Here is a 19,445-nt window from a genome sequence, read left to right as displayed (position 1 = left end):
GCGAAAGGGGCGGACGCTGCCGCCCCTTTCACGGCCTGGTTACGCGGGTACCGCCTTAGCGGACCTGCGGGGGAACTTCAAAGGTGTGGAACGGCGCCGGCGACGGCACGGTCCACTCCAGGCCCTCGGCGCCATCCCAGGGCTTGTCCGCGGCCTGCTGGCCGCCGCGGTACGACGGCAGCACCACGAAGAAGAAGAAATACACCTGCATCAAGCCGAAGCCGAGCGCACCGATCGACGCGATCGCGTTGAAGTCCGCGAACTGGGTCGGGTAGTCGGCATAGCGGCGCGGCATGCCGGCCAGGCCCAGGAAGTGCATCGGGAAGAAGGTCACGTTGAAGAAGATCAGCGAACCCCAGAAGTGGATCTGGCCGCGGGCTTCGTTGTACATGAAGCCGCTCCACTTCGGACCCCAGTAGTAGAAGCCTGCGAACAGCGCGAACAGCGAGCCGGCCACCAGCACATAGTGGAAGTGCGCCACGATGAAGTAGGTGTCCTGCAGCTGGATGTCGATCGGTGCCACCGCCGGCATCAGGCCGGTGAAGCCGCCGATGGTGAACACGAAGATAAAGCCGATCGCGAACAGCATCGGGGTCTCGAAGGTCATCGAGCCGCGCCACATGGTGGCGATCCAGTTGAAGATCTTCACGGCGGTCGGCACCGCGATCAGCATGGTCGCGTACATGAAGAACAGCTGGCCCGTCACCGGCATGCCGGTGGTGAACATGTGGTGCGCCCACACGATGAACGACAGGATGGCGATCGAGGCGGTGGCGTACACCATCGAGCTGTAGCCGAACAGGCGCTTGCGCGCGAACGCCGGCACCACGTGCGAGATGATCCCGAAAGCCGGCAGGATCATGATGTAGACCTCGGGATGGCCGAAGAACCAGAAGATATGCTGGTACATCACCGGGTCGCCGCCGCCGGCGGCCGAGAAGAAGCTGGTGCCGAAGTGGCGGTCGGTCAGCACCATGGTGATGGCGCCGGCCAGCACCGGCATCACGGCGATCAGCAGGTAGGCGGTGATCAGCCAGGTCCAGCAGAACATCGGCATCTTCATCAGCGTCATGCCGGGGGCGCGCATGTTGAGGATGGTCACGATGATGTTGATCGAGCCCATGATCGACGACGCGCCCATGATGTGCATGGCGAAGATGGCCATGTCCATGCCCGGGCCCATCTGCACCGACAGCGGCGCGTACAGGGTCCAGCCCGCGGCGGTAGCGCCGCCCGGGGCGAAGAACGAGCCCGCCAGCAGCAGCGCGGCCGGCGGCATCAGCCAGAAGCTGAAGTTGTTCATGCGCGCGAACGCCATGTCGGACGCGCCGATCTGCAGCGGGATCATCCAGTTGGCGAAGCCGACGAAGGCCGGCATGATCGCGCCGAACACCATCACCAGGCCGTGCATGGTGGTGAACTGGTTGAACAGCTCGGGGCGGAAGAACTGCAGGCCCGGCTCGAACAGTTCCAGGCGGATCAGCAGTGCCAGCACGCCGCCCGACAGCAGCATGATGAACGAGAACAGCAGGTACAGCGTACCGATGTCCTTGTGGTTGGTGGCGAACAGCCAGCGGCGCCAGCCATGCGGGTGATCGTGCGCGTGGTCGTCATGCGCGTGATCGTGCGGATGGGCGAGTGCGTCCGGGGTAGCAGTACTCATCGCAAATGCTCCTCTAATCCTGTTCTGTCTTCAGCGGGTCAGCCTGCGACGCGGTTGCCCGCGAGGCTGGCCTGCTTGTCAGCCTGAGCGGCCGGCTTGGCTTCGGCCTTCGGCGCTTCGCCGCCGGCCGCGCCGCCGCCTTCGGGGAACTTGCCCGCGCGGGCGCCCACGAATTCGCCCGGCTGGATCACTTCACCCGTCTTGTTGCCCCAGGCGTTGCGCGTATAGGTCATGACCGTGGCCAGCTCGGTGTCCGACAGCTGCTTCCACGACGGCATGCCGCCCTTGCCTTCCAGCAGAATGTGCATCTGGCCGGCCTTCGGGCCGTTCACGATCTTGGAGCCGTCCAGCGCCGGGAACGCGCCGGCGCCCTTGCCGTTGGGCTGGTGGCAGACCGCGCAGTTGGCCGCGTAGATCTTCTCGCCGCGCACCTTGGCTTCGTCCAGGGTCCAGGTCTTGTTGGGATCGTCGGCCTTGGCCGCCAGCTCCTTCTTCTTGCCGTCGACCCACTTGGTGTAGTCGGCGTCGGAGACCACGCGCACCACGATCGGCATGAAGGCGTGTTCCTTGCCGCACAGCTCGGCGCACTGGCCGCGGTACACGCCGATCTTCTCGGCCTTGAACCAGGTGTCGCGCACGAAGCCCGGGATCGCATCCTGCTTCACGCCGAAGGCCGGGATCATCCAGGCGTGGATCACGTCGTTGGCGGTGGTGACGATGCGGATCTTCTTGTTGACCGGCACCACCAGCTCGTTGTCCACCTCCATCAGGTAGGTGTTCGACTTGGCCTGCTCGTTGTTGATCTGCTCGCGCGGGGTGGTCAGGGTCGAGACGAAGGAGATGCCCTCGCCTTCGCCCTTCAGGTAGTCATAGCCCCACTTCCACTGGTAGCCGGTGGCCTTGATGGTGACGTCGGAGTTGGTGGTGTCCTTCATCGCGACCACGGTCTTGGTGGCCGGCAGGGCCATGGCGATCACGATCAGGAACGGGACGATGGTCCAGACCACCTCGACGGTGATGCTCTCGTGGAAGGAGGCAGGCTTGGCGCCCTTGGCCTTGCGGTGCGTGAAGATGGAATAGAACATCACGCTGAACACCGCGATGAAGATCACCGTGCAGATGATCAGCATCATCCAGTTCAGCCAGTGAATCTGTTCGGCGATCTTGGTAACCGGCTCGGTCAGGTTGAGCTGGCGCACGGCGGGGCCGCCCGGCATGTCGCTGACCGCGGACGCCGCCTGGCTGGCAAGCAGGGACGCGCCGGCCAGACAAACTGCGGATGCCTTCTTCCACATTTTCATTTGTTATCTACCCAATTTACAGATTCAAATCTGTCCCCGCCGCCGCTTCCGCCGCCTCTCAGAGGCGGCGCAAGGCCGCTGCGAGCTCCTGCGCGAACTTGCGTCGCCGGTACGGGTCCACGTAACACCCCACCTGTACCGCACGCGCGCCCGAGCGCAGCGTCACCAGCGCGCGGAACGATTCACCCAGTTCGATCCGCACCCAGCACGGATTGAATTCCTGGCGCGTCACCCGTCCGGCGCTGGCTGTCTCCACGACCAGCGTGCCGTCGGTGATGCTGACGCGCTCATAGTCCGTCGCATGGCGCGCATACACCAGCAGGGCGATGCCCAGCCCGATCAGCTCGATGCTGGCAAACGGCAGCACGAGCCACGACCCCTGCCAGGCGAAAAACAACGCGATGGCAAGCGAAACCGTGAGGATCGAGAGGTAAAACCAGCCGACCTGGCGGGGACTCAGCGAGCAATTGCGCTTCATCAGCCAGTCGTGGGGCGAGGAGGAAGGTCCGTCGAGATTTCCGCCGGAGTCACCACCTGCCGTCTGGAATGCGATACCCAAGTCTTGCATCGCCAACCACTCTGCATCGGATGCACACCCGGGACGATGGCGTCCGGACCGCACAGTGCGTGCAAACCAGGACGTTCTTGTGCCAGGGGACCACTGCGACAAACTGGCGCATTATAGGGCGCTTCCCATACACGGACAAGGGCGCGACTTGACCGCAAGGCTTGCGCGCCGCCTGATTCTGTGCATGGGCCAGGATGCTGCCATCGCCCTGCCCGCCGCGCCGGCACTATGTTTGCGGCAATCCGCCACCGGCGCAAGTTAACTCAGTTTTAACCTGCGCGACGCGGTTTTGCACGGCCGATCTGGTCCAGCGGCACCACCGCGCGGCCTTCGCCGTCGCGTGCCTGCGCGCCGCGGGGGGCCAGTTTCCAGGCATGGCCGTAGACGATCTCGAAGCTCAGCGGAATCACGCCGTCGGCGTTGCGCCGCCGCTCCAGCGCCTGCGTCAGCGCCTGGTACCAGCCACGCCCGCGCAGGCCCTGCGGCGGCACCCCGGCGTGCGCGCGCAGGCCGCCGAAGGCCTGTACCTCGCGCAGCAGCGTGGCGGGCGACTCGTAGGTCACGGTCAGGGTTTCCATGTCCATCACCGGCGTCGACCAGCCGCTGTGCACCAGCATGTCGCCGATATCGTGCATGTCGACAAAGCGCAACGTATGGGGCGCCTCGTCAACCTCGGCGAAGGCCGCGCGCAGCTCCTTCAGGGTGTCCGGGCCGAACAGCGAGAACAGCACCAGCCCTTCGTCACGCGTCACCCGGTGCCATTCCGGAAACACGCGGTGCGGCTCCGGATGCCAGTGCAGGGCCAGGTTGGACCACAGCAGATCGAAGCTCGCGGGCGCAAAAGGCAGTGTGGCAAGATCGCCCTGGACCAGGTCGAACAGCGGCCGCTTGCCCAGCATGCGGCCGATCCAGCCGGGCCGGCGCTGCGGATCGCGCTGGCCGGCCTCGGCCAGCATCGCGCCGGAGATGTCCAGGCCGGCGATCTGCGCGTCCGGAAAGCGCGCCCGCAATCCGGCCAGGCCCTGGCCATGGCCGCAGCCGATATCCAGCGCGCGTTGCGGCGCCAGGCGGATCACCTCCATGCGCTCCTGCATGCGGCGGCCGATCTCGCCCAGCAGGAAATCGAGCTGGCCGAAGCCGCGGCTGCGCCGGTCGAAGGCGAGCCGGGTCAGGCGCGCGGGCGGCAGGAAGGCATCGGGAGAATCGGCGGCATGCAGGGACACGGGCAGACAAGGCAGCAAGAAAACCAGGAACCGGCGCGCGGGCAGGCACTGCCCCTGGCGCCGGACGAACCCGGCCGCCACGCCCGATGGGCCGCGGCCGGACGGCAAGTATACGCGCGCGCCGCGCGGGCTGCCGGCGCCGCCGGCCGCGCGCTGTCCCGTGCGCGCGAGCAGCTGCTGCCCAGCGCATGCGTGCTGTGCGGGACGGTGCAGCGCCACGTGGTTTGCACGCCCTGCGCCGCCGACCTGCTGCGCCCGGTGCGGCGCTGCACGGTCTGCGCACTGGCGCTCGGGCGGCATCGCCATTGCCCGGCCTGCGCCGCCTCGCCGCGCGCCTTCGACCACGCCCATACGCTCGGCGACTATGCCGCGCCGCAGGACCAGCTGGTGCTGGCGCTCAAGTTCGGCCATGCCCTGCCGCTGGCGGCCTGGCTCGCCGCCAGGCTGGCCGAGGGCCTGCCCGGGGCCTGGGCCGTGGCCCGCCATGCCGCACCCGACCTGATCGCGCCGGTGCCGCTGTCGCCGCAACGGCTGGCCGCGCGCGGTTTCAACCAGGCCTGGGAAATCGCGCGGCCGCTGGCGCGCCGCCTGGGCCTGCACACCGACCCGGTGCTGCTGCAACGCCAACGCGACACCGGCAGCCAGCGCGCCCTGGACCTGGCCGCGCGGCAGGTGAACTTGCAGGGCGCGTTCGCACTCACGCGCGCCATGCGGCTCGACGGCCTGCACGTCGCGCTGGTGGACGATGTGATGACGTCCGGAGCGACCCTGCATGAGGCCGCCGCCGTGCTCAAGGCGCGGGGCGCTTCCCGGGTCAGCGTGATCGTCGCGCTGCGCACGCCGTAGCCGGCGGGATGACAGGGGCACAGGCGCGCGGTAAGCTGCGCACCGTTCTGACGAAGGGCGCCGCGCGCCCGCCATCGCCCGCATCATGTTTAACGTCGTCCTGGTCGAACCGGAAATCCCGCCCAACACCGGCAATGTGATCCGCCTGTGTGCCAACACCGGCGCTCAGCTGCACCTGGTCAAACCGCTGGGGTTTCCGCTGGACGACGCGCGCATGCGCCGCGCGGGGCTGGATTACCACGAGTACGCCACCATGCGCGTGCACGACAGCTGGGATGCGCTGATGGCCAGCGAACAACCCGATCCGACGCGCATGTTCGCCCTGACCACGCGCGGCTCTACGCCGTTCGGCCAGGTGGCGTTCCGGCCCGGCGACTGGTTCGTGTTCGGCTCCGAGACGCGCGGGCTGTCGCCCGAGCGCCGCGAGTGGTTCCCGCCCGCGCAGCGCATCCGGCTGCCGATGCGGCCGGACAACCGCAGCCTGAACCTGTCGAACACGGTGGCCGTGGTGGTGTTCGAGGCCTGGCGCCAGAACGGCTTCGCAGGCGGCAGCTGACGCGCGCCGGAGCGGGCGTGCGGCCTACTCCGGCTGTACGCCGGCCGCCCGGATCACCTTGTCCCAGCGCGTCTTTTCGCTCGCCATGGTCTGCCGCAGCGACGCCGGCGCGGTGCCGGCCGGCACGAAATACTGCGCGCGCATCTTGTCGCGCACGTCAGCGCTGCCGATGATCGCCACCAGTTCGCGATAGAGCCGGTCGATCACCGCCTGCGGCGTGCCCGCGGGCGCCAGCACGGCCTGCCAGGAAATCGCCTCGAAACCGGGGTAGCCCGATTCCGCCACCGTAGGCACCGACGGCAGCACCGCCGTGCGCCCGGTCGTGGTCACCGCCAGCACGCGCAGCTTGCCGGCATTGACCTGCGGCATCGCGATCGCCGGCACCATGAAGGCCGCCTGCACCTGCCCGCCGACCATCGCCGTGGTGACCTGCGGGAAGCCGGGATACGGCACGTGCTGCAGGTCGACGCCCGCCATCGCCTTCAGCTGCTCCATCGCCAGGTGCGAGGCGCTGCCGTTGCCGGGCGAGCCATAGTTCAGTTCACCGGCCCGGGACCGCGCCAGCGCGACGAACTCGCGCAGGTTGTGCGCCGGCAGCCGCGCATCGACCACCAGCACGTTGGGCGAGGTCGCCACCAGCGTCACCGGGGCCAGCTGGCGGAACGGGTCGTAGTTGAGGTTGCGCGACAGCGTGGGCGCGGTCACCAGCGGGCCGTTGATGGTGAATAGCAGCGTGTAGCCGTCCGGCGCGGCGCGCGCCACCATGCCGGTGCCGATGTTGCCGCCGGCGCCCGGGCGGTTTTCCACCACCACCGGCTGGCCCAGCGCGGCGGCCAGCTTTTCGGTCAGGAGGCGCGCGATCAGGTCGGGCGACGAGCCCGGCGGGAACGGCACCACCATGCGGATCGGCCGCGCCGGCCACGGTTGTGCGAACGCGCTGCCGGAGGCTCCGGCGGCGCAGGCGGCAGCGAGCGCGATCAGCGCCTGGCGTCGTGTTGACATGGATGCGTAGGCTCAGAAACAGGTAGGAACGCGGCCACTCATTCGTCGCGCGCGTCGCGTTGCAGCAGCTGCGCCACCGCGTCGGCGGCGCTGAGCCCGTCGAACAGCACCGCGCAGACGGCGCGCGCAATCGGCATTTCGATGCCGTGCGTGGCGGCCAGCTCGGCCACCGCCTGGGCACAGCGCACGCCTTCGGCAACGTGCCCCAGCCCTGCCAGGACCTGCTCCAGGCTCTGCCCCGACGCCAGCTGCTGGCCGACCTTGCGGTTGCGCGACAGGTCGCCCGTGGCGGTCAGGATCAGGTCGCCCACGCCGGCCAGGCCCATGAAGGTCTCGACCCGGCCGCCCAGCGCCAGGCCCAGCCGCGTCATCTCGGCCAGCCCGCGCGTCACCAGCGCGGCGCGCGCGTTCAGCCCCAGGCCCAGCCCGTCGCTGGCGCCGGTGGCGATCGCCAGCACATTCTTGACCGCCCCACCGACTTCGACGCCGGTCAGGTCATCGCTGCCGTAGATGCGCATGGCGTGATGGTGGAAAGCCGCCTGCGCGCGGTCCGCCAGCGAAGGCTCGGTGCCCGCCACGGTCAGCGCGCAGGGCAGGCCCTGGGCCACCTCGCGGGCAAAACTGGGACCGCTCAGCACGCCATAGGCAAAGCCTTCGGTACGCCCGGCGGCGTCCAGCTCGGCCCTCACCATCTGGTGCGGCAGCAGGTGGGTGCCGGCCTCGAAGCCCTTGCACAGCCACAGCATCGACACCGGCCTGGCGCTGCGCGCGGCCAGCCTGCGCGTCATCTCGCGCAGGCCCGCCACCGGCGTGGCCACCACCACGATGCCGTCCGGATCGTCGGCGGCGTGCGCCACCGCCAGCTCGAAATCCGCCTGCACCGCCAGCCGCGCGGACAGCTTCACGCCGGGCAGGTAGGCGGCGTTCTCGTGCGTGGCCGCAATCGCCCCGAGCTGCGCCGGGTCACGTCCCCACAACACCACGTCATTGGTGGCGGCGGCATGGCTGGCAAGGGCCGTGCCCCACGCCCCGGCACCGAGGAAGGTCAGTTTCATGGCAGCTCGAACAGATGATGGCGCAAGCGCTTCGGCGGCTTGCGCCAACGATGGTAGCCCAAAGGCAAAACGGGGCCGCAGCCCCGTTTCAGTGGATGGCGCAGGTTGCCGGGATCAGTGGCGGGCCTGGCTGCCGTCGGGCATCACGATGCCGCTGTTGCCGCCTTCGGCACCCTGGGCTTCTTCCATGGCGGCCTGCAGGCGTTGCTCGTACAGCGCCTGGAAGTTGATTTCCGACAGGTGGATGGCCTGGAAGCCGGCGCGCGTGATCACGTCGGCGATATTGCCGCGCAGGTACGGGTAGAGGATGGTGGGGCACGCAATGCCCAGCAGCGGATCCAGCTGCTCGACCGGCACGTTGCGGATATCGAAGATACCGGCCTGGTGCGCTTCAACCAGGAAGGCAACCTTGTCCTGCACCTTGGTCGTCACGGTACCGGTCACCACCACCTCGAAGATGCCTTCCTGCAGCTGCGAAGCGCCGACGTTGACCTGCACTTCCACCGACGGGGCTTCCGATTCCAGGAAGATGGCCGGCGAGTTGGGCTGCTCCAGCGACATGTCCTTCAGGTAGACACGCTGGATGTTGAAGAAGGGTTGATCGTCCTGCTGGGTGTTTTGCTGGTCGCTCATGAAAGGCTTCCGGGAGGATGGGCTGGATGCGTGTCGGGTACGGCGGCGGCGCCTGCATCGTGCAAGGCAGGCCGGTGCCCGGGGAAAACGCATATGGTACATGACGCGGGTGGCGAATTCACCCGCGCCGCAGGGAATGCCGGGACCGCCCCGCGCGAAATCAGACGATTCTTCGCCGGGACCGTCCCAAGGCGACTCAGGCAGCCAGCAGGGGCACCAGGCCGCCCTGACGGTCGAGCGCCGAAAGGTCGTCGAAGCCGCCCACGTGGGTGTCGTCGATGTAGATTTGCGGCACGGTGCGGCGGCCGGTGCGGCTCATCATCTCTTCACGCTTGCCCGGTTCGCGGTCGATCAGGATCTTCTCGATCGTTTCCACGCCGCGGGACTTGAGCAGGCGTTCAGCCATGACGCAATACGGGCACACCACGGTGCTGTACATGACGACGCGGGCCATGTGGGGTCTCCTTGAATGCAATGGGGCGCGCCCGGCCTGGCCGGGGCGCGCCGTGACGGTTACGACAGGCTGCCGGGCTTACTTCACCAGCGGCAGGCCGGCCTGCTGCCAGGCGGCAATGCCACCCTCGAGCGCGTAGATCTCACTGTAACCGGCTTCCTTCAGCGCTGCCTGGGCCTTGCCCGAGCGCTGGCCGGTCTGGCATACCACGATGATGGGGGCGGCCTTGTCCTTTGCAAGCCCGGCGGCGCGCGAGGCCAGGTCGGCCAGCGGCGCGCTCTTGGCCTGCGGCAGGTGCCCCTTGGCGTACTCGGCGGGTTCGCGGATGTCGACCACGACGGCGCCGCGCTTGTTGATCAGCTGGGTCGCGGTGGCCGTATTGACCGACTTGCCGCCCGCGCTGCGCGAAATCGCGGGCCAGGCCAGCAGGCCGCCCGACACCACGGCGAGGGCGATCAGGGCGAGGTTGTTATAGTCGGCGAAGAAATTCACGTTGGCTTTCCGGTAGGTTGGGTCGGCGGCATTATAAAATACGCGGTTTGGCGTCCAGGCCCTGCCGTTGCACGGCCATCCGCCATTGTCGCCTGTCCGAGACATGGGAGGTTTGCCGAATCCCGTCATGGCCTGTTTTCACGGCCCCTCCAGGTGACGGCGCGGACGCATGCAGGTTACCTACTCTCTGGAAGCAGCAGCATGTACAAGCTCGTCCTCATCCGCCACGGCGAATCCACGTGGAACCTCGAAAACCGCTTTACCGGCTGGGTCGACGTCGACCTGACCGAGACCGGCGCCGCCCAGGCGCGCCAGGCCGGCAAACTGCTCAAGGAAGCCGGCATGGGCTTCGACGTGGCCTACACCTCGGTGCTCAAGCGCGCCATCCGCACACTCTGGCACGTGCAGGATGAAATGGACCTGATGTGGATTCCGGTGCGCAACGAATGGCGCCTGAACGAGCGCCACTACGGCGCCCTGGCCGGCCTGAACAAGTCCGAGACCGCCGCCAAGTTCGGCGACGAACAGGTGCTGGTCTGGCGCCGCAGCTACGACACGCCGCCGCCGGCGCTGGAGCCGACCGATCCGCGCGCCTCGTACGACGATCCGCGCTACGCCAATGTGCCGCGCAACGAGATCCCGCTGACCGAGTGCCTGAAGGACACCGTGGCGCGCGTCATGCCGCTGTGGAACGAATCCATCGCCCCCGACATCCAATCCGGCAAGCGCGTGGTCATTGCCGCCCATGGCAACAGCATCCGCGCGCTGGTGAAATACCTGGACCAGATTTCGGATGACGACATCGTCGGCCTCAACATCCCCAACGGCACCCCCCTTGTCTACGAGCTGGACGCCGACCTGCGCCCCCTGCGCCACTACTACCTGGGTGACCAGGAAGCCATCGCCGCCTCGCTGGCGGCGGTGGCCAGCCAGGGCAAGGCGCGCTGAGACCCGCCCGGGCGGCCGCGCGCAGATGTGCGGCCGCCCACCCTGAGCCGGGACGGGACAGGCCCATTTCTCCACTCGCACTTATACTGTCGGACAAACCGCCCGGCGCCGGGCGGCCGCAGCCGGCATAATCCCCATACCGTACACCCGTACTTCGCGTACAAGTTCAGGCAGCCCTCATGCGCAAGACGCTCAAGAACATCAGCCTAGTTTCTGTCGGCCTCGTCGCCGGCGTGCTCGCCACGCTGCAGATTTCGGCGACCGCGCAGAATTCATCGGGGCCCCTGCCGCTGGACCAGTTGCGGCTGATGGCCGATATCTTCGGGCAGATCAAGCGCGAGTACGTGGAGCCGGTCGATGACAAGAAGCTGCTGACCGAAGCCATCAAGGGCATGGTCGCCAGTCTGGACCCGCACTCGTCCTACCTCGACGAGAAGGATTTCAAGGAACTGCAGGAAGGCACGCGCGGGCGCTTTGCCGGCCTGGGCATCGAGATCTCGCAGGAAGAAGGCCTGGTGAAGGTGATCAACCCGATCGAGGACACGCCCGCCTTCCGCGCCGGCATCCAGCCCGGCGACCTGATCACCCGTATCGACGACAAGCCCGTGCGCGGCCTGCCGCTGGAGCAGGCAGTCAAGCGCATGCGCGGCGAGCCGGGCACGAAGGTCACGCTGACGATCTACCGCAAGAGCGAGGAACGCACCTTCCCGGTCTCGATCACGCGCGCCGAAATCCGCGTGCAGTCGGTCAAGGCCAAGATGCTTGACAACAATATCGGCTGGATCCGCCTGACCAGCTTCCAGGAACGCACCATTTCCGACCTGGCGCGCAAGCTGACCGAGCTGTCGCAGAAGAACCCCAACATGAAGGGCCTGGTGCTGGACCTGCGCAACAACGGCGGCGGCGTGCTGCAGGGCGCGGTCGGCGTGGCCGCGGCGTTCCTGCCGGAAGACGCCACGGTGGTGTCGACTAACGGCCAGGTGCCCGATGCCAAGCGCGTGTACAAGGCAACGTACAACAACTACCGCCTGTCGTCGCTGGAAGACGATCCGCTCAAGGACCTGCCCGCGCTCTTCAAGAAGATCCCGATGGTGGTGCTGACCAACGCCTACTCGGCCTCGGCCTCCGAAATCGTGGCCGGCGCGCTGCAGGACCACCACCGCGCCCAGATCATGGGCAAGACCACCTTTGGCAAGGGCTCGGTGCAGACCGTGCGCCCGCTCACCAACGACACCGGCATCAAGCTGACCATCGCGTACTACTACACGCCGAGCGGCAAGTCGATCCAGGCCAAGGGCATCCGTCCGGATATCCCGGTCGACCAGAACCCCGAAGGCGATCCGGACGACGCGCTGATCACGCGCGAGATCGACACCGAGCGCCACCTGCACAACAAGCAGGAATCGGAAGAACCGGAAATGACCGAGCGCGAACAGCGCCGCGTCGAGGAACTGCGCCGCCTGGAAGAAGAGAACGCGAAGAAGACGCCGGAAGAGCGCGAGAAAGAGCGCCGCAAGAAGCCGGTGGAATTCGGCTCGGCCGACGATTTCATGCTGCAGCAGGCCATCGCCCAGCTCAACGGGCAGCCGGTCAAGCGCTCCAAGTCCAGGCTGGAGACGAACCCGCCGGCCGACAACGGCAAGGCAGCCAAGCCGTCGGGCAAGAGCGGCGCCAAGGGCGCCAGCGTGCCGGCCGCCAAGCCGGCGGCACCGGCTCCCGGCAAGCAGCCGCCGGCCAGCGCGCCGATCGGCGAGCCGCTGGGCACGCCGACGGGCAAGGCACCCTGAGGCCAAGCACGCTACTTGTTTGCCCCCCTTCCGCACGCGGGAGAGGGGGTACCCAATAGGTCAAGCAGAGCCCGAGGGGCATCATCATGAGCGACGCCATCCAAGACGACACCAGCGACGGCCTCGACGACGAACAACTGCTGCGCTATTCGCGCCATATCCTGCTCGACGAGCTGGGGATCGAAGGCCAGCGGCGCCTGCTGGCCGGCCATGCCGTGGTGATCGGCGCGGGCGGCCTGGGCGCCGCCGCCCTGCCCTTCCTCGCCTCGGCCGGCGTCGGCCGCATTACCGTGGTCGACAACGACGAGGTCGACCTGACCAACCTGCAGCGCCAGATCATCCACACCACCGCCAACGTGGGCCGGCCCAAGGTCGACTCGGCCCGCGAAGGCATGCTGCGCATCAACCCCGGCCTGGACATCGTCACCGTGCCGGCGCGCGTGGGCGATGCTGAACTGGACCAGCTGGTGGCATCTGCCAGCGTGGTGCTCGACTGCTGCGACAACTTCGCCACGCGCCAGGCCGTCAACCGCGCCTGCGTGCGCCACAAGGTGCCACTGGTATCCGGCGCCGCGCTACGCTTCGACGGCCAGATCAGCGTATTCGACCGCCGCCAGCCGGACGCGCCCTGCTACGCCTGCCTGTTCCCCCCTGCGGAACCCGCGCCGGAAGTCGCCTGCGCCACCATGGGCGTGTTCGCACCGCTGGTCGGCATGGTCGGCACCGTGCAGGCAGCCGAGGCCCTCAAGCTGCTTGCCAACGTGGGCGACAGCCTCGCCGGCCGGCTGCTGATGGTCAATGCGCTGTCGATGGAATGGACCACCATGCGACTGGCGCGCACGCCGGATTGTCCGGTGTGCGGCGGGCACTGAGCCCGCGATTCCACGCTGGAAGATGCGGCCGGCGCTGACAGGCGCCAGCATGGCCGCGAGAACAATCTCCCGCTTCTCCCTATCCCCCTGCCCGCACGGCCATCGTGCATACGGCAGGCGCGGCTGCTGCATACGCAGAATTTTCCGCTGACCGGCATTAAGCGCCCGGGTCTAGAATACGGCTGACTATTTTTGACATATTTGCCACTTATTCTGCTGGCACGATGTGTTGACGTGATGCGGCGGCGCGCCCAAGGGGAACTCGGCCCGCAGCGATGGACGCAGGGAGTTCGGACAGCGAATGGATGCAGCCACCCTTTACCAGCACCTCTTCAGTGCGGCCCATCGCTTGTATGCACTCGAAGGCGACGGTGCGATCCGCGAACTGGCCGTCGAAGCCTGGATCGGCCGGGAAGGTGTCTCAATGCTGGCGGAATCACGCATCATCGCGCTCAGCGCCAATGCCGGCATCCCGCTCGACAGCTTGCTTGGACAACGAGTCACGCTGGTTACCGCACTGGCGGGTGGAGGGCAGTCACGCCGCACCGGCTTGATCCGCCAGGCCGAGAAGCTTGGTGCCGATGGCAGCCTCGCGCGGTATCGGCTGACTGTGGTGCCGTGGCTGTGGCTGACCACGCAGCAGCGCCACAGCCAGGTATTCCAGAAGCGCGGGCTCGACAACATCATCGAATCCGTTCTGCAGGACTACGCGCCGTATGCGCACTGGCGCTATGCGGCCGGAGCCGAAACCCGCATCGCCGCATTCGGTGAACGCGACCACATCGCGCAGTTTCGCGAGACTGACTACCAATTCCTGTCGCGCCTGCTGGCCGAAGCCGGTCTCGGATATACCGTGGTGGAAGACGAGGAAGCGCCCTCCGGGCATGCCGTGGTCTTCTTTGCCGACAGCGCGCAATTGCCGGAAGACCCTGAGTCCGCGGCCGGCGGTGGTATCCGCTACCACCGTGCGCATAGCCAGGAATCGGCTGACGCCATCCAGCAGTTGATCTGTGAGACGCGTGCCGCGGTTGGCGGCGTGGCAGTGAGCGCCTGGGACCCCGAAGCCAAACGCGCGATCCGTGCGCATGCGCCGGCGCGCTACGGCGTCTTTTCCGGCCGTGCCGTCAGCCCGGATCCCTACTTTTCAGTCAGCTTGTCGCTGGCGCCGGACGCGGCCAGCGCGCAGCGTGTCGCCGGACAGGTGATGGATGCGATCGAGGTCCGCGCGCTGGTCTTCACCGGCAGCGGCTCCGTACGCACGCTGCGCAGCGGCACGCGCCTCACCGTCACGGATTGCCCGCATCTGCCGCCCCAACCGGACGATACGGCGGGGTACCCGCTGCTGCTCGATGCGGTGGAGCACTGCGGCATCAACAACCTCGCGGTGGAAACGCGTGCCGCGCTCGCCGACCGGATCGGGCCGCTGGAAGCGGCATTGTGCTTCGACACGCCGCCGCCGGCGCCGGATACCGTTGCAATGACCGCCGGCCTGATGAACAGCTTCTTCGACGGCGCCGCCGAGCGGCTGGTATCGGCCGACTCCCTGCCCACGGCCGCACGGGAACACGGCTATGCGGCGCTCTTTCGTGCCTTTGATGCGCGCCGCCCATGGCGCGCCGCTGTGCTGGAGGGCGATTGTCCGCGTCTCTATAGCCGAGCTATCCCACTTGGTGCCCACACCGCGATCGTGGTCGGCCCGGAAGGCCAGACCCAGGCCGATGGCAACGCCGAACACCACGCCAGCCCGCGCGGGCAGATCCGTGTGCGCTTCCCCTGGCAGCGCGGAGAGCGCGCCGACGACCGCAGCAGCCGCTGGATCCGCGTCGCGCAACGCCAGGCCGGCGCCGGCATGGGCTGGCAATGGCTGCCGCGTATCGGCCAGGAGGTGCTGGTCAAGTTCACGGACAACGACATCGACCAGCCGTTCGTGATCGGGGCGCTGTACAACGGCCAGGGCGAAGCCGGCATCGTCCCCACGCCGGGCGGCAGGTCCATGAGTGGCACCACGTTCTCCCAGCCCTATGACGCCAGCGGCATCTATGCGATGGGCTCCGACAGCCAGCCGAGCGCGCAGGGTAACCTGGCCGGCGGCAACAGTCCGGCATGGCACGGCATGGGCGCTGACCCGGACGGCCATCGCAACGACGCCGCGCTGAGTGGCTTCAAGAGTCAGGAACACGGCGGCACAGGCTACAACCAGCTGGTGTTCGATGACTCCGATGACCAGCTGCGCACGCAACTCGCCACGACGGAACAGGCTTCCCAGCTCAACCTCGGCCATCTCATCCACCAGCAGGACAACCGCCGTGGCAGCTTTCGGGGTCAGGGGTTCGAACTGCGCACCGATGGCTACGCCGCGGTACGTGGCCAAGCCGGGCTGCTGCTGACGACCTATCGCGATGCCGTCACTGGCCACGTGCTGCCGACCGGCGACAACGCCGCTGGCATCGCACTGTTGCGGCAGGCGGGCGATCTGGTCCGGACGCTGAGCGATGGCGCGACCACGCACCAGACCCAGGCCCTGTCGACCGGGAAGGATGACGATGCACCTCTGGCGAAGCAAGCCAAGGCCGCAGCAGGCATGGTCGATGGGCATTCGCTCGAAGCGGCAAAGGCGGATGCGGCTGGCGGCAATACCAGCACGCCGGGAAAGGTGCCGCACCAAGGCGAGCCGATGGTCCATCTCAGCGGCAGGGCTGGGGTCGCTATGGTGGCGGGACAGGATTTGCAAATCGCCAGTGGGGAAAGCGTCGTGCTCGCGAGCGGCCAGGACAACAATGTCGCCGTCGCGGGGCAGGCGCGAATCCATGCGGGGCAGGCGATCGGCGTGGCGGCAGGATTGTCTTCGGCCGGCGACGGAAACGTTGGCCTGCAACTGACGGCAGGCAAGGGCGATATCGATCTCCAGGCGCAACATGATCTGCTGAAGCTGGCAGCGCGGGAGGACCTGACCATTGTGTCGGCGAATATGAATGTGGACTTTGCTGCGGCGAAGCGCATTCGCATTGCGACGGCTGGTGGGGCGTCCATCACCATCGAGGGCGGCAATATCACCTTCGAATGTCCGGGGCCGATTACCTATAAGGCGGCGCAGAGGAAGTTCGAGGGGCCGACCCATGCCTCAAGAGAGATGAATACGTGGCCGCAAACGCCGTTCGATGACGCCTACCTTTTGAGAGATGAAATCACCGGCGAGCCGCTGCGAAACGTCCAAGTTGAACTGCGCCGGAACGATGGCGCACGCATCAAACTTGTGACAGACAGCGAGGGGCGCTTGCCGAAGCAGCGAGGTATTTCGATGGAGCATGTTCAGCTGCGCGTACTTGGAAAGTACACGCGTGACCAAAAGGACTGAGGAGGCAATGCAAAACGAGCGCAATTCGTCCGATCCAGAAGTCGTGATATCGCGCACGCGCGATATCGATGGGCGACCGGTCTTTGACACACACCTGACACCCACCGAGGACACACGAACCAAGGTTATCGAGACCAAGCTGCCCGCAGTGATCCCGATCGTGTTCCTGCCCGGCATCATGGGGACCAACCTGAAGAACAAAAAGACAGGCAATGCTGTCTGGCGGCCACCGAATATGAGCCTCAACCTGGCCGACATACTCGGCGTCGTCGCCGCCTTGGCGACATGGGGCATACGAGGACCAAAGCAACGGCAGCAAATCCTGAAAGCGGAAGATTTGACTGTGGACGACGGAGGCTCTATTGACGTCGGGGAATCGGGACTAGCAAAGGAAACCGCGCGCAAGCGAGGCTGGGGCAGCGTGCTGCGCACCTCCTATAACCCGGTCATGGGGTTACTGGAGGCGCGCACCAGCCGCATCGTTGCCAACCGCACGCTGCAAGGATGGTGGTCGACTGAAGGCCTGCGTCCGCCCGGTGACTATGGTGAGGAAACCGGACAGCCGCCTTTGACGGAACCGGAACTCATGAAAGCAGCACGCTATGACTTCGATGTCTGGTGCGCCGGCTACAACTGGCTTCAATCCAACCGAAAGTCCGCCGAAGACGTCAGGCAATACATCGAAAACACGGTGCTGAGGCATTACCGCGAACAGAAGCCGCCAGTACCAGCCGACAAGGTCATCCTGGTTACGCATTCCATGGGCGGGCTCGTGGCGCGCGCGCTTACGAATCTTGTCGGTTATGAGAAGGTGCTAGGTGTGGTCCATGGCGTATTGCCGGCGACAGGGGCGCCGGCGATTTACCATCACATGCGTGCGGGCTATGAGGGGCCTGAACAGTTGATTCTGGGCTCCAATGCAGGGGAGGTGACCGCTGTCGTGGCAAATTCAGCTGGCGCCTTGGAGCTATGCCCAACGTTCGATCATCGCGACGGCCAAGCTTGGTTGTTTTTGCAGAACGAACCTGGCGAGGTGGTCATGGATACAGAAGGCTTACCCTGTGCCTTTCCTCGCGCTGGAAACCCTTATGATGAGATTTACAAAAATCCAGCGTGGTATGGGCTTGTGCCGGAGCCGAACACGAAGTTTCTCAATTTGTCGGAGGACCTCTCCAACTACGAATATGCAAAAGCCGCCTCGCGCAGCACCTTCGAAGAACTGATAGATCAAGTCGCTAGGTTTCATCGTGATCTCGCTGGGCAGTACCATCCTGAAACTTACGTACACTATGGTGCGGATGGTTCAAGGCCAATGCATAGCTGGCAGGATATTGTCTGGCGTGGTAATCCAAATGCATTCCCCACATCTGCTTTTCCGGCGAGCGACGATGGCAATGGCAGCTATCGAGCCTCGAATAACGCCCCCGCCCTAACGGCGGCACGCGGTCAAGGTGACGGGACGGTACCCGCGTTCTCTGGCGAGGCCCCACGTGATGCTGGAGTCGTGGCAAGTTTCCGGCACGGTTCGGATGGTGCAGGTTCCGAGAACGCTGATCGCAAAGGCTACGATCACCAAGGTAGCTACAACGACCCCAGGGCGCGCTGGGCCACGCTATATGGCATTGCCAAAATTTCCCAATTGGCCGACTGGCACTCGAGTGAAAAATGAAGACATCCCGCTCGTTCGTTACGGTAATTGCTGTTTTCCTAACGTTGGCATTTGCAAGCATTAGCTACGGGCAATCGATGACACGGAGCCCTTCGATGGATAAACTTGGCTGGAAGACATACTGCTTTGGGCGCTACCTCGTTGAGCTTCCCCCACAGGCGAAAGTCAGCGCAACCTACAAGATCTGGGGCGACGAAATCGCACCGATGCCCGGACAGACCCCAGGCACGCTTCGGTCAATGATCGACCAGCGGGAAAAGGACTTGAAGGCCGCACATCACGAGACGCAGGGCTCCATGTTTGTCGGCAGAACGATGGTTGGCACTGAATCTGAGGTCTTACTGTCATGGTCATTGCCATACAGCAAGGCTATGCTGCGTGACGATACATACCTTGTCGCAGCGAGTCCGTGGCGCGTTTTTCATTATGGCGGGGGTGTCTCCCCTGGTAGAGAGGCGATAGCCCTCCGACTTGCGAAGACCTTGGCCAACAACATCCGTTCCCGTTCCGAAACCGAGATCCCCACCGGCCCTGGCTTCTGCATCGACCAAGGCTTTATCGCCGGCAACGACTACCGTTCGGAGAGCGTGCAGGTGGGCATCACGCTGCCCCAACATCCCAACGCCTTCATCAGCTTTGACGCCAGCACCGGCGCCGAGGAAGACCGGTTGCTCGAACGCGTTGACAACTTCCTAACCAAGGCAATACTCGGTCCGCTCGCCGGCCTGAAGGTATTGCGCAAGCGCGAACGCAATGTCGGTGCGATTCCCGCGGAAGAGTATGCAACCGCCGCGACGGGCAATGGCCAGCGTGTTTATGTATTCGCCTGGGAATCCCAAGGAAAAAACAAGTCCTTGTCCGAGCAAAATGTGTCGGCTGGCCTGCGCGTGCTCGAGCAGCCGGTAGACAGTCCGCAGACACCATATCAGCCGGCATTCCAGTCAGATGACGAGGCGCTGCAGCTATGGGATGCCATCATCGACTCCATTCGGCTACGACCCGGCGCAGCTTAGGGCCCCCT

Annotated in this window: 17 protein-coding genes; 8 read left to right on the top strand and 9 right to left on the bottom strand. The window is 66.0% G+C overall.

Annotated features, from left to right (window positions below; genetic code table 11):
- Positions 1-55: 55 nt before the first annotated feature.
- The 4 genes from ctaD to RALTA_RS01390 form a co-directional block, all read right to left on the bottom strand.
- Complete coding sequence (gene ctaD / locus RALTA_RS01405) at positions 56-1,663, bottom strand: cytochrome c oxidase subunit I (protein ID WP_012351625.1); 1,608 nt, start codon at positions 1,661-1,663, stop codon at positions 56-58.
- A gap of 38 nt (positions 1,664-1,701) precedes the next feature.
- The gene (gene coxB, locus RALTA_RS01400) at positions 1,702-2,964 is read right to left on the bottom strand and encodes a cytochrome c oxidase subunit II (protein WP_012351624.1); all 1,263 of its coding nucleotides are present in this window, start codon (positions 2,962-2,964) and stop codon (positions 1,702-1,704) included.
- 58 nt (positions 2,965-3,022) lie between these two features.
- On the bottom strand, positions 3,023-3,532 hold the full coding sequence (locus RALTA_RS01395) for a DUF2244 domain-containing protein (protein ID WP_012351623.1): 510 nt from the start codon (positions 3,530-3,532) through the stop codon (positions 3,023-3,025).
- 269 nt (positions 3,533-3,801) lie between these two features.
- Positions 3,802-4,755 carry a methyltransferase domain-containing protein gene (locus tag RALTA_RS01390; protein WP_012351621.1) on the bottom strand — a complete coding sequence of 318 codons (954 nt, stop codon included), beginning with the start codon at positions 4,753-4,755 and terminating at the stop codon, positions 3,802-3,804.
- Here RALTA_RS01390 and RALTA_RS01385 point away from each other — a divergent pair.
- Both RALTA_RS01385 and trmL read left to right on the top strand, forming a co-directional pair.
- Positions 4,744-5,601 carry a ComF family protein gene (locus RALTA_RS01385; RefSeq protein ID WP_012351620.1) on the top strand — a complete coding sequence of 286 codons (858 nt, stop codon included), beginning with the start codon at positions 4,744-4,746 and terminating at the stop codon, positions 5,599-5,601. The genes RALTA_RS01390 and RALTA_RS01385 overlap by 12 nt on opposite strands.
- Positions 5,602-5,686: 85 nt before the next feature.
- The gene (gene trmL / locus RALTA_RS01380) at positions 5,687-6,157 is read left to right on the top strand and encodes a tRNA (uridine(34)/cytosine(34)/5-carboxymethylaminomethyluridine(34)-2'-O)-methyltransferase TrmL (RefSeq protein WP_012351619.1); all 471 of its coding nucleotides are present in this window, start codon (positions 5,687-5,689) and stop codon (positions 6,155-6,157) included.
- Between the two features lie 24 nt (positions 6,158-6,181).
- Here trmL and RALTA_RS01375 read toward each other — a convergent pair whose 3' ends face one another.
- The 5 genes from RALTA_RS01375 to RALTA_RS01355 all read right to left on the bottom strand — a co-directional run bounded on the left by RALTA_RS01375 (position 6,182) and on the right by RALTA_RS01355 (position 9,793).
- Positions 6,182-7,159 (bottom strand): Bug family tripartite tricarboxylate transporter substrate binding protein, encoded by a 978-nt coding sequence (locus RALTA_RS01375; RefSeq protein ID WP_012351618.1) that lies wholly within the window; start codon positions 7,157-7,159, stop codon positions 6,182-6,184.
- 38 nt (positions 7,160-7,197) lie between these two features.
- Positions 7,198-8,214: an NAD(P)H-dependent glycerol-3-phosphate dehydrogenase gene (locus RALTA_RS01370; protein WP_012351617.1), complete on the bottom strand. Its 1,017-nt coding sequence runs from the start codon at positions 8,212-8,214 to the stop codon at positions 7,198-7,200.
- A gap of 114 nt (positions 8,215-8,328) precedes the next feature.
- Entirely contained in the window at positions 8,329-8,847 is a 519-nt protein-coding gene (gene secB, locus RALTA_RS01365; RefSeq protein WP_012351616.1) for a protein-export chaperone SecB, read from the bottom strand.
- A 196-nt stretch (positions 8,848-9,043) separates the two neighbouring features.
- A complete protein-coding gene (grxC, locus tag RALTA_RS01360; protein ID WP_012351615.1) occupies positions 9,044-9,301 on the bottom strand; it encodes a glutaredoxin 3 in 258 nt (85 codons plus the stop codon).
- A 78-nt stretch (positions 9,302-9,379) separates the two neighbouring features.
- Entirely contained in the window at positions 9,380-9,793 is a 414-nt protein-coding gene (locus RALTA_RS01355; RefSeq protein ID WP_012351614.1) for a rhodanese-like domain-containing protein, read from the bottom strand.
- A gap of 201 nt (positions 9,794-9,994) precedes the next feature.
- On the opposite strand from RALTA_RS01355, the gene gpmA reads away from it, so the two are divergent.
- The 6 genes from gpmA (at position 9,995) to RALTA_RS01330 (ending at position 19,437) form a co-directional block, all read left to right on the top strand.
- Complete coding sequence (gpmA, locus tag RALTA_RS01350) at positions 9,995-10,741, top strand: 2,3-diphosphoglycerate-dependent phosphoglycerate mutase (RefSeq protein WP_012351613.1); 747 nt, start codon at positions 9,995-9,997, stop codon at positions 10,739-10,741.
- 179 nt (positions 10,742-10,920) lie between these two features.
- A complete protein-coding gene (locus RALTA_RS01345; RefSeq protein WP_012351612.1) occupies positions 10,921-12,528 on the top strand; it encodes a S41 family peptidase in 1,608 nt (535 codons plus the stop codon).
- Between the two features lie 86 nt (positions 12,529-12,614).
- The gene (locus tag RALTA_RS01340; RefSeq protein ID WP_012351611.1) at positions 12,615-13,400 is read left to right on the top strand and encodes a HesA/MoeB/ThiF family protein; all 786 of its coding nucleotides are present in this window, start codon (positions 12,615-12,617) and stop codon (positions 13,398-13,400) included.
- 301 nt (positions 13,401-13,701) lie between these two features.
- Positions 13,702-16,755, top strand: coding sequence for a type VI secretion system Vgr family protein (locus RALTA_RS01335; protein WP_012351610.1), 3,054 nt, complete (start codon positions 13,702-13,704; stop codon positions 16,753-16,755).
- Positions 16,756-16,762: 7 nt separating this feature from the next.
- A complete protein-coding gene (locus tag RALTA_RS28965; RefSeq protein WP_012351609.1) occupies positions 16,763-18,424 on the top strand; it encodes an esterase/lipase family protein in 1,662 nt (553 codons plus the stop codon).
- Entirely contained in the window at positions 18,421-19,437 is a 1,017-nt protein-coding gene (locus RALTA_RS01330) for a T6SS immunity protein Tli4 family protein (protein WP_012351608.1), read from the top strand. Before RALTA_RS28965 ends, RALTA_RS01330 begins: the two co-directional genes overlap by 4 nt.
- Positions 19,438-19,445 lie beyond the last annotated feature (8 nt).

Origin of the sequence: Cupriavidus taiwanensis LMG 19424, from assembly GCF_000069785.1 — a bacterium.
Taxonomy (GTDB): Bacteria; Pseudomonadota; Gammaproteobacteria; order Burkholderiales; family Burkholderiaceae; genus Cupriavidus; species Cupriavidus taiwanensis.
This window is presented reverse-complemented; position numbering and strand designations above follow the sequence as displayed.

Excerpts from the sequence above, each read along its gene's own strand:
- RALTA_RS01385 (WP_012351620.1), top strand. The coding sequence starts at position 4,744 with ATGCAGGGACACGGGCAGACAAGGCAGCAAGAAAACCAGGAACCGGCG.
- RALTA_RS01330 (WP_012351608.1), top strand. The coding sequence starts at position 18,421 with ATGAAGACATCCCGCTCGTTCGTTACGGTAATTGCTGTTTTCCTAACG.
- RALTA_RS28965 (WP_012351609.1), top strand. The coding sequence starts at position 16,763 with ATGCAAAACGAGCGCAATTCGTCCGATCCAGAAGTCGTGATATCGCGC.
- secB (WP_012351616.1), bottom strand. The coding sequence starts at position 8,847 with ATGAGCGACCAGCAAAACACCCAGCAGGACGATCAACCCTTCTTCAAC.
- RALTA_RS01375 (WP_012351618.1), bottom strand. The coding sequence starts at position 7,159 with ATGTCAACACGACGCCAGGCGCTGATCGCGCTCGCTGCCGCCTGCGCC.
- coxB (WP_012351624.1), bottom strand. The coding sequence starts at position 2,964 with ATGAAAATGTGGAAGAAGGCATCCGCAGTTTGTCTGGCCGGCGCGTCC.
- gpmA (WP_012351613.1), top strand. The coding sequence starts at position 9,995 with ATGTACAAGCTCGTCCTCATCCGCCACGGCGAATCCACGTGGAACCTC.
- RALTA_RS01395 (WP_012351623.1), bottom strand. The coding sequence starts at position 3,532 with ATGCAAGACTTGGGTATCGCATTCCAGACGGCAGGTGGTGACTCCGGC.
- RALTA_RS01345 (WP_012351612.1), top strand. The coding sequence starts at position 10,921 with ATGCGCAAGACGCTCAAGAACATCAGCCTAGTTTCTGTCGGCCTCGTC.
- RALTA_RS01370 (WP_012351617.1), bottom strand. The coding sequence starts at position 8,214 with ATGAAACTGACCTTCCTCGGTGCCGGGGCGTGGGGCACGGCCCTTGCC.
- RALTA_RS01340 (WP_012351611.1), top strand. The coding sequence starts at position 12,615 with ATGAGCGACGCCATCCAAGACGACACCAGCGACGGCCTCGACGACGAA.
- trmL (WP_012351619.1), top strand. The coding sequence starts at position 5,687 with ATGTTTAACGTCGTCCTGGTCGAACCGGAAATCCCGCCCAACACCGGC.
- grxC (WP_012351615.1), bottom strand. The coding sequence starts at position 9,301 with ATGGCCCGCGTCGTCATGTACAGCACCGTGGTGTGCCCGTATTGCGTC.
- ctaD (WP_012351625.1), bottom strand. The coding sequence starts at position 1,663 with ATGAGTACTGCTACCCCGGACGCACTCGCCCATCCGCACGATCACGCG.
- RALTA_RS01335 (WP_012351610.1), top strand. The coding sequence starts at position 13,702 with ATGGATGCAGCCACCCTTTACCAGCACCTCTTCAGTGCGGCCCATCGC.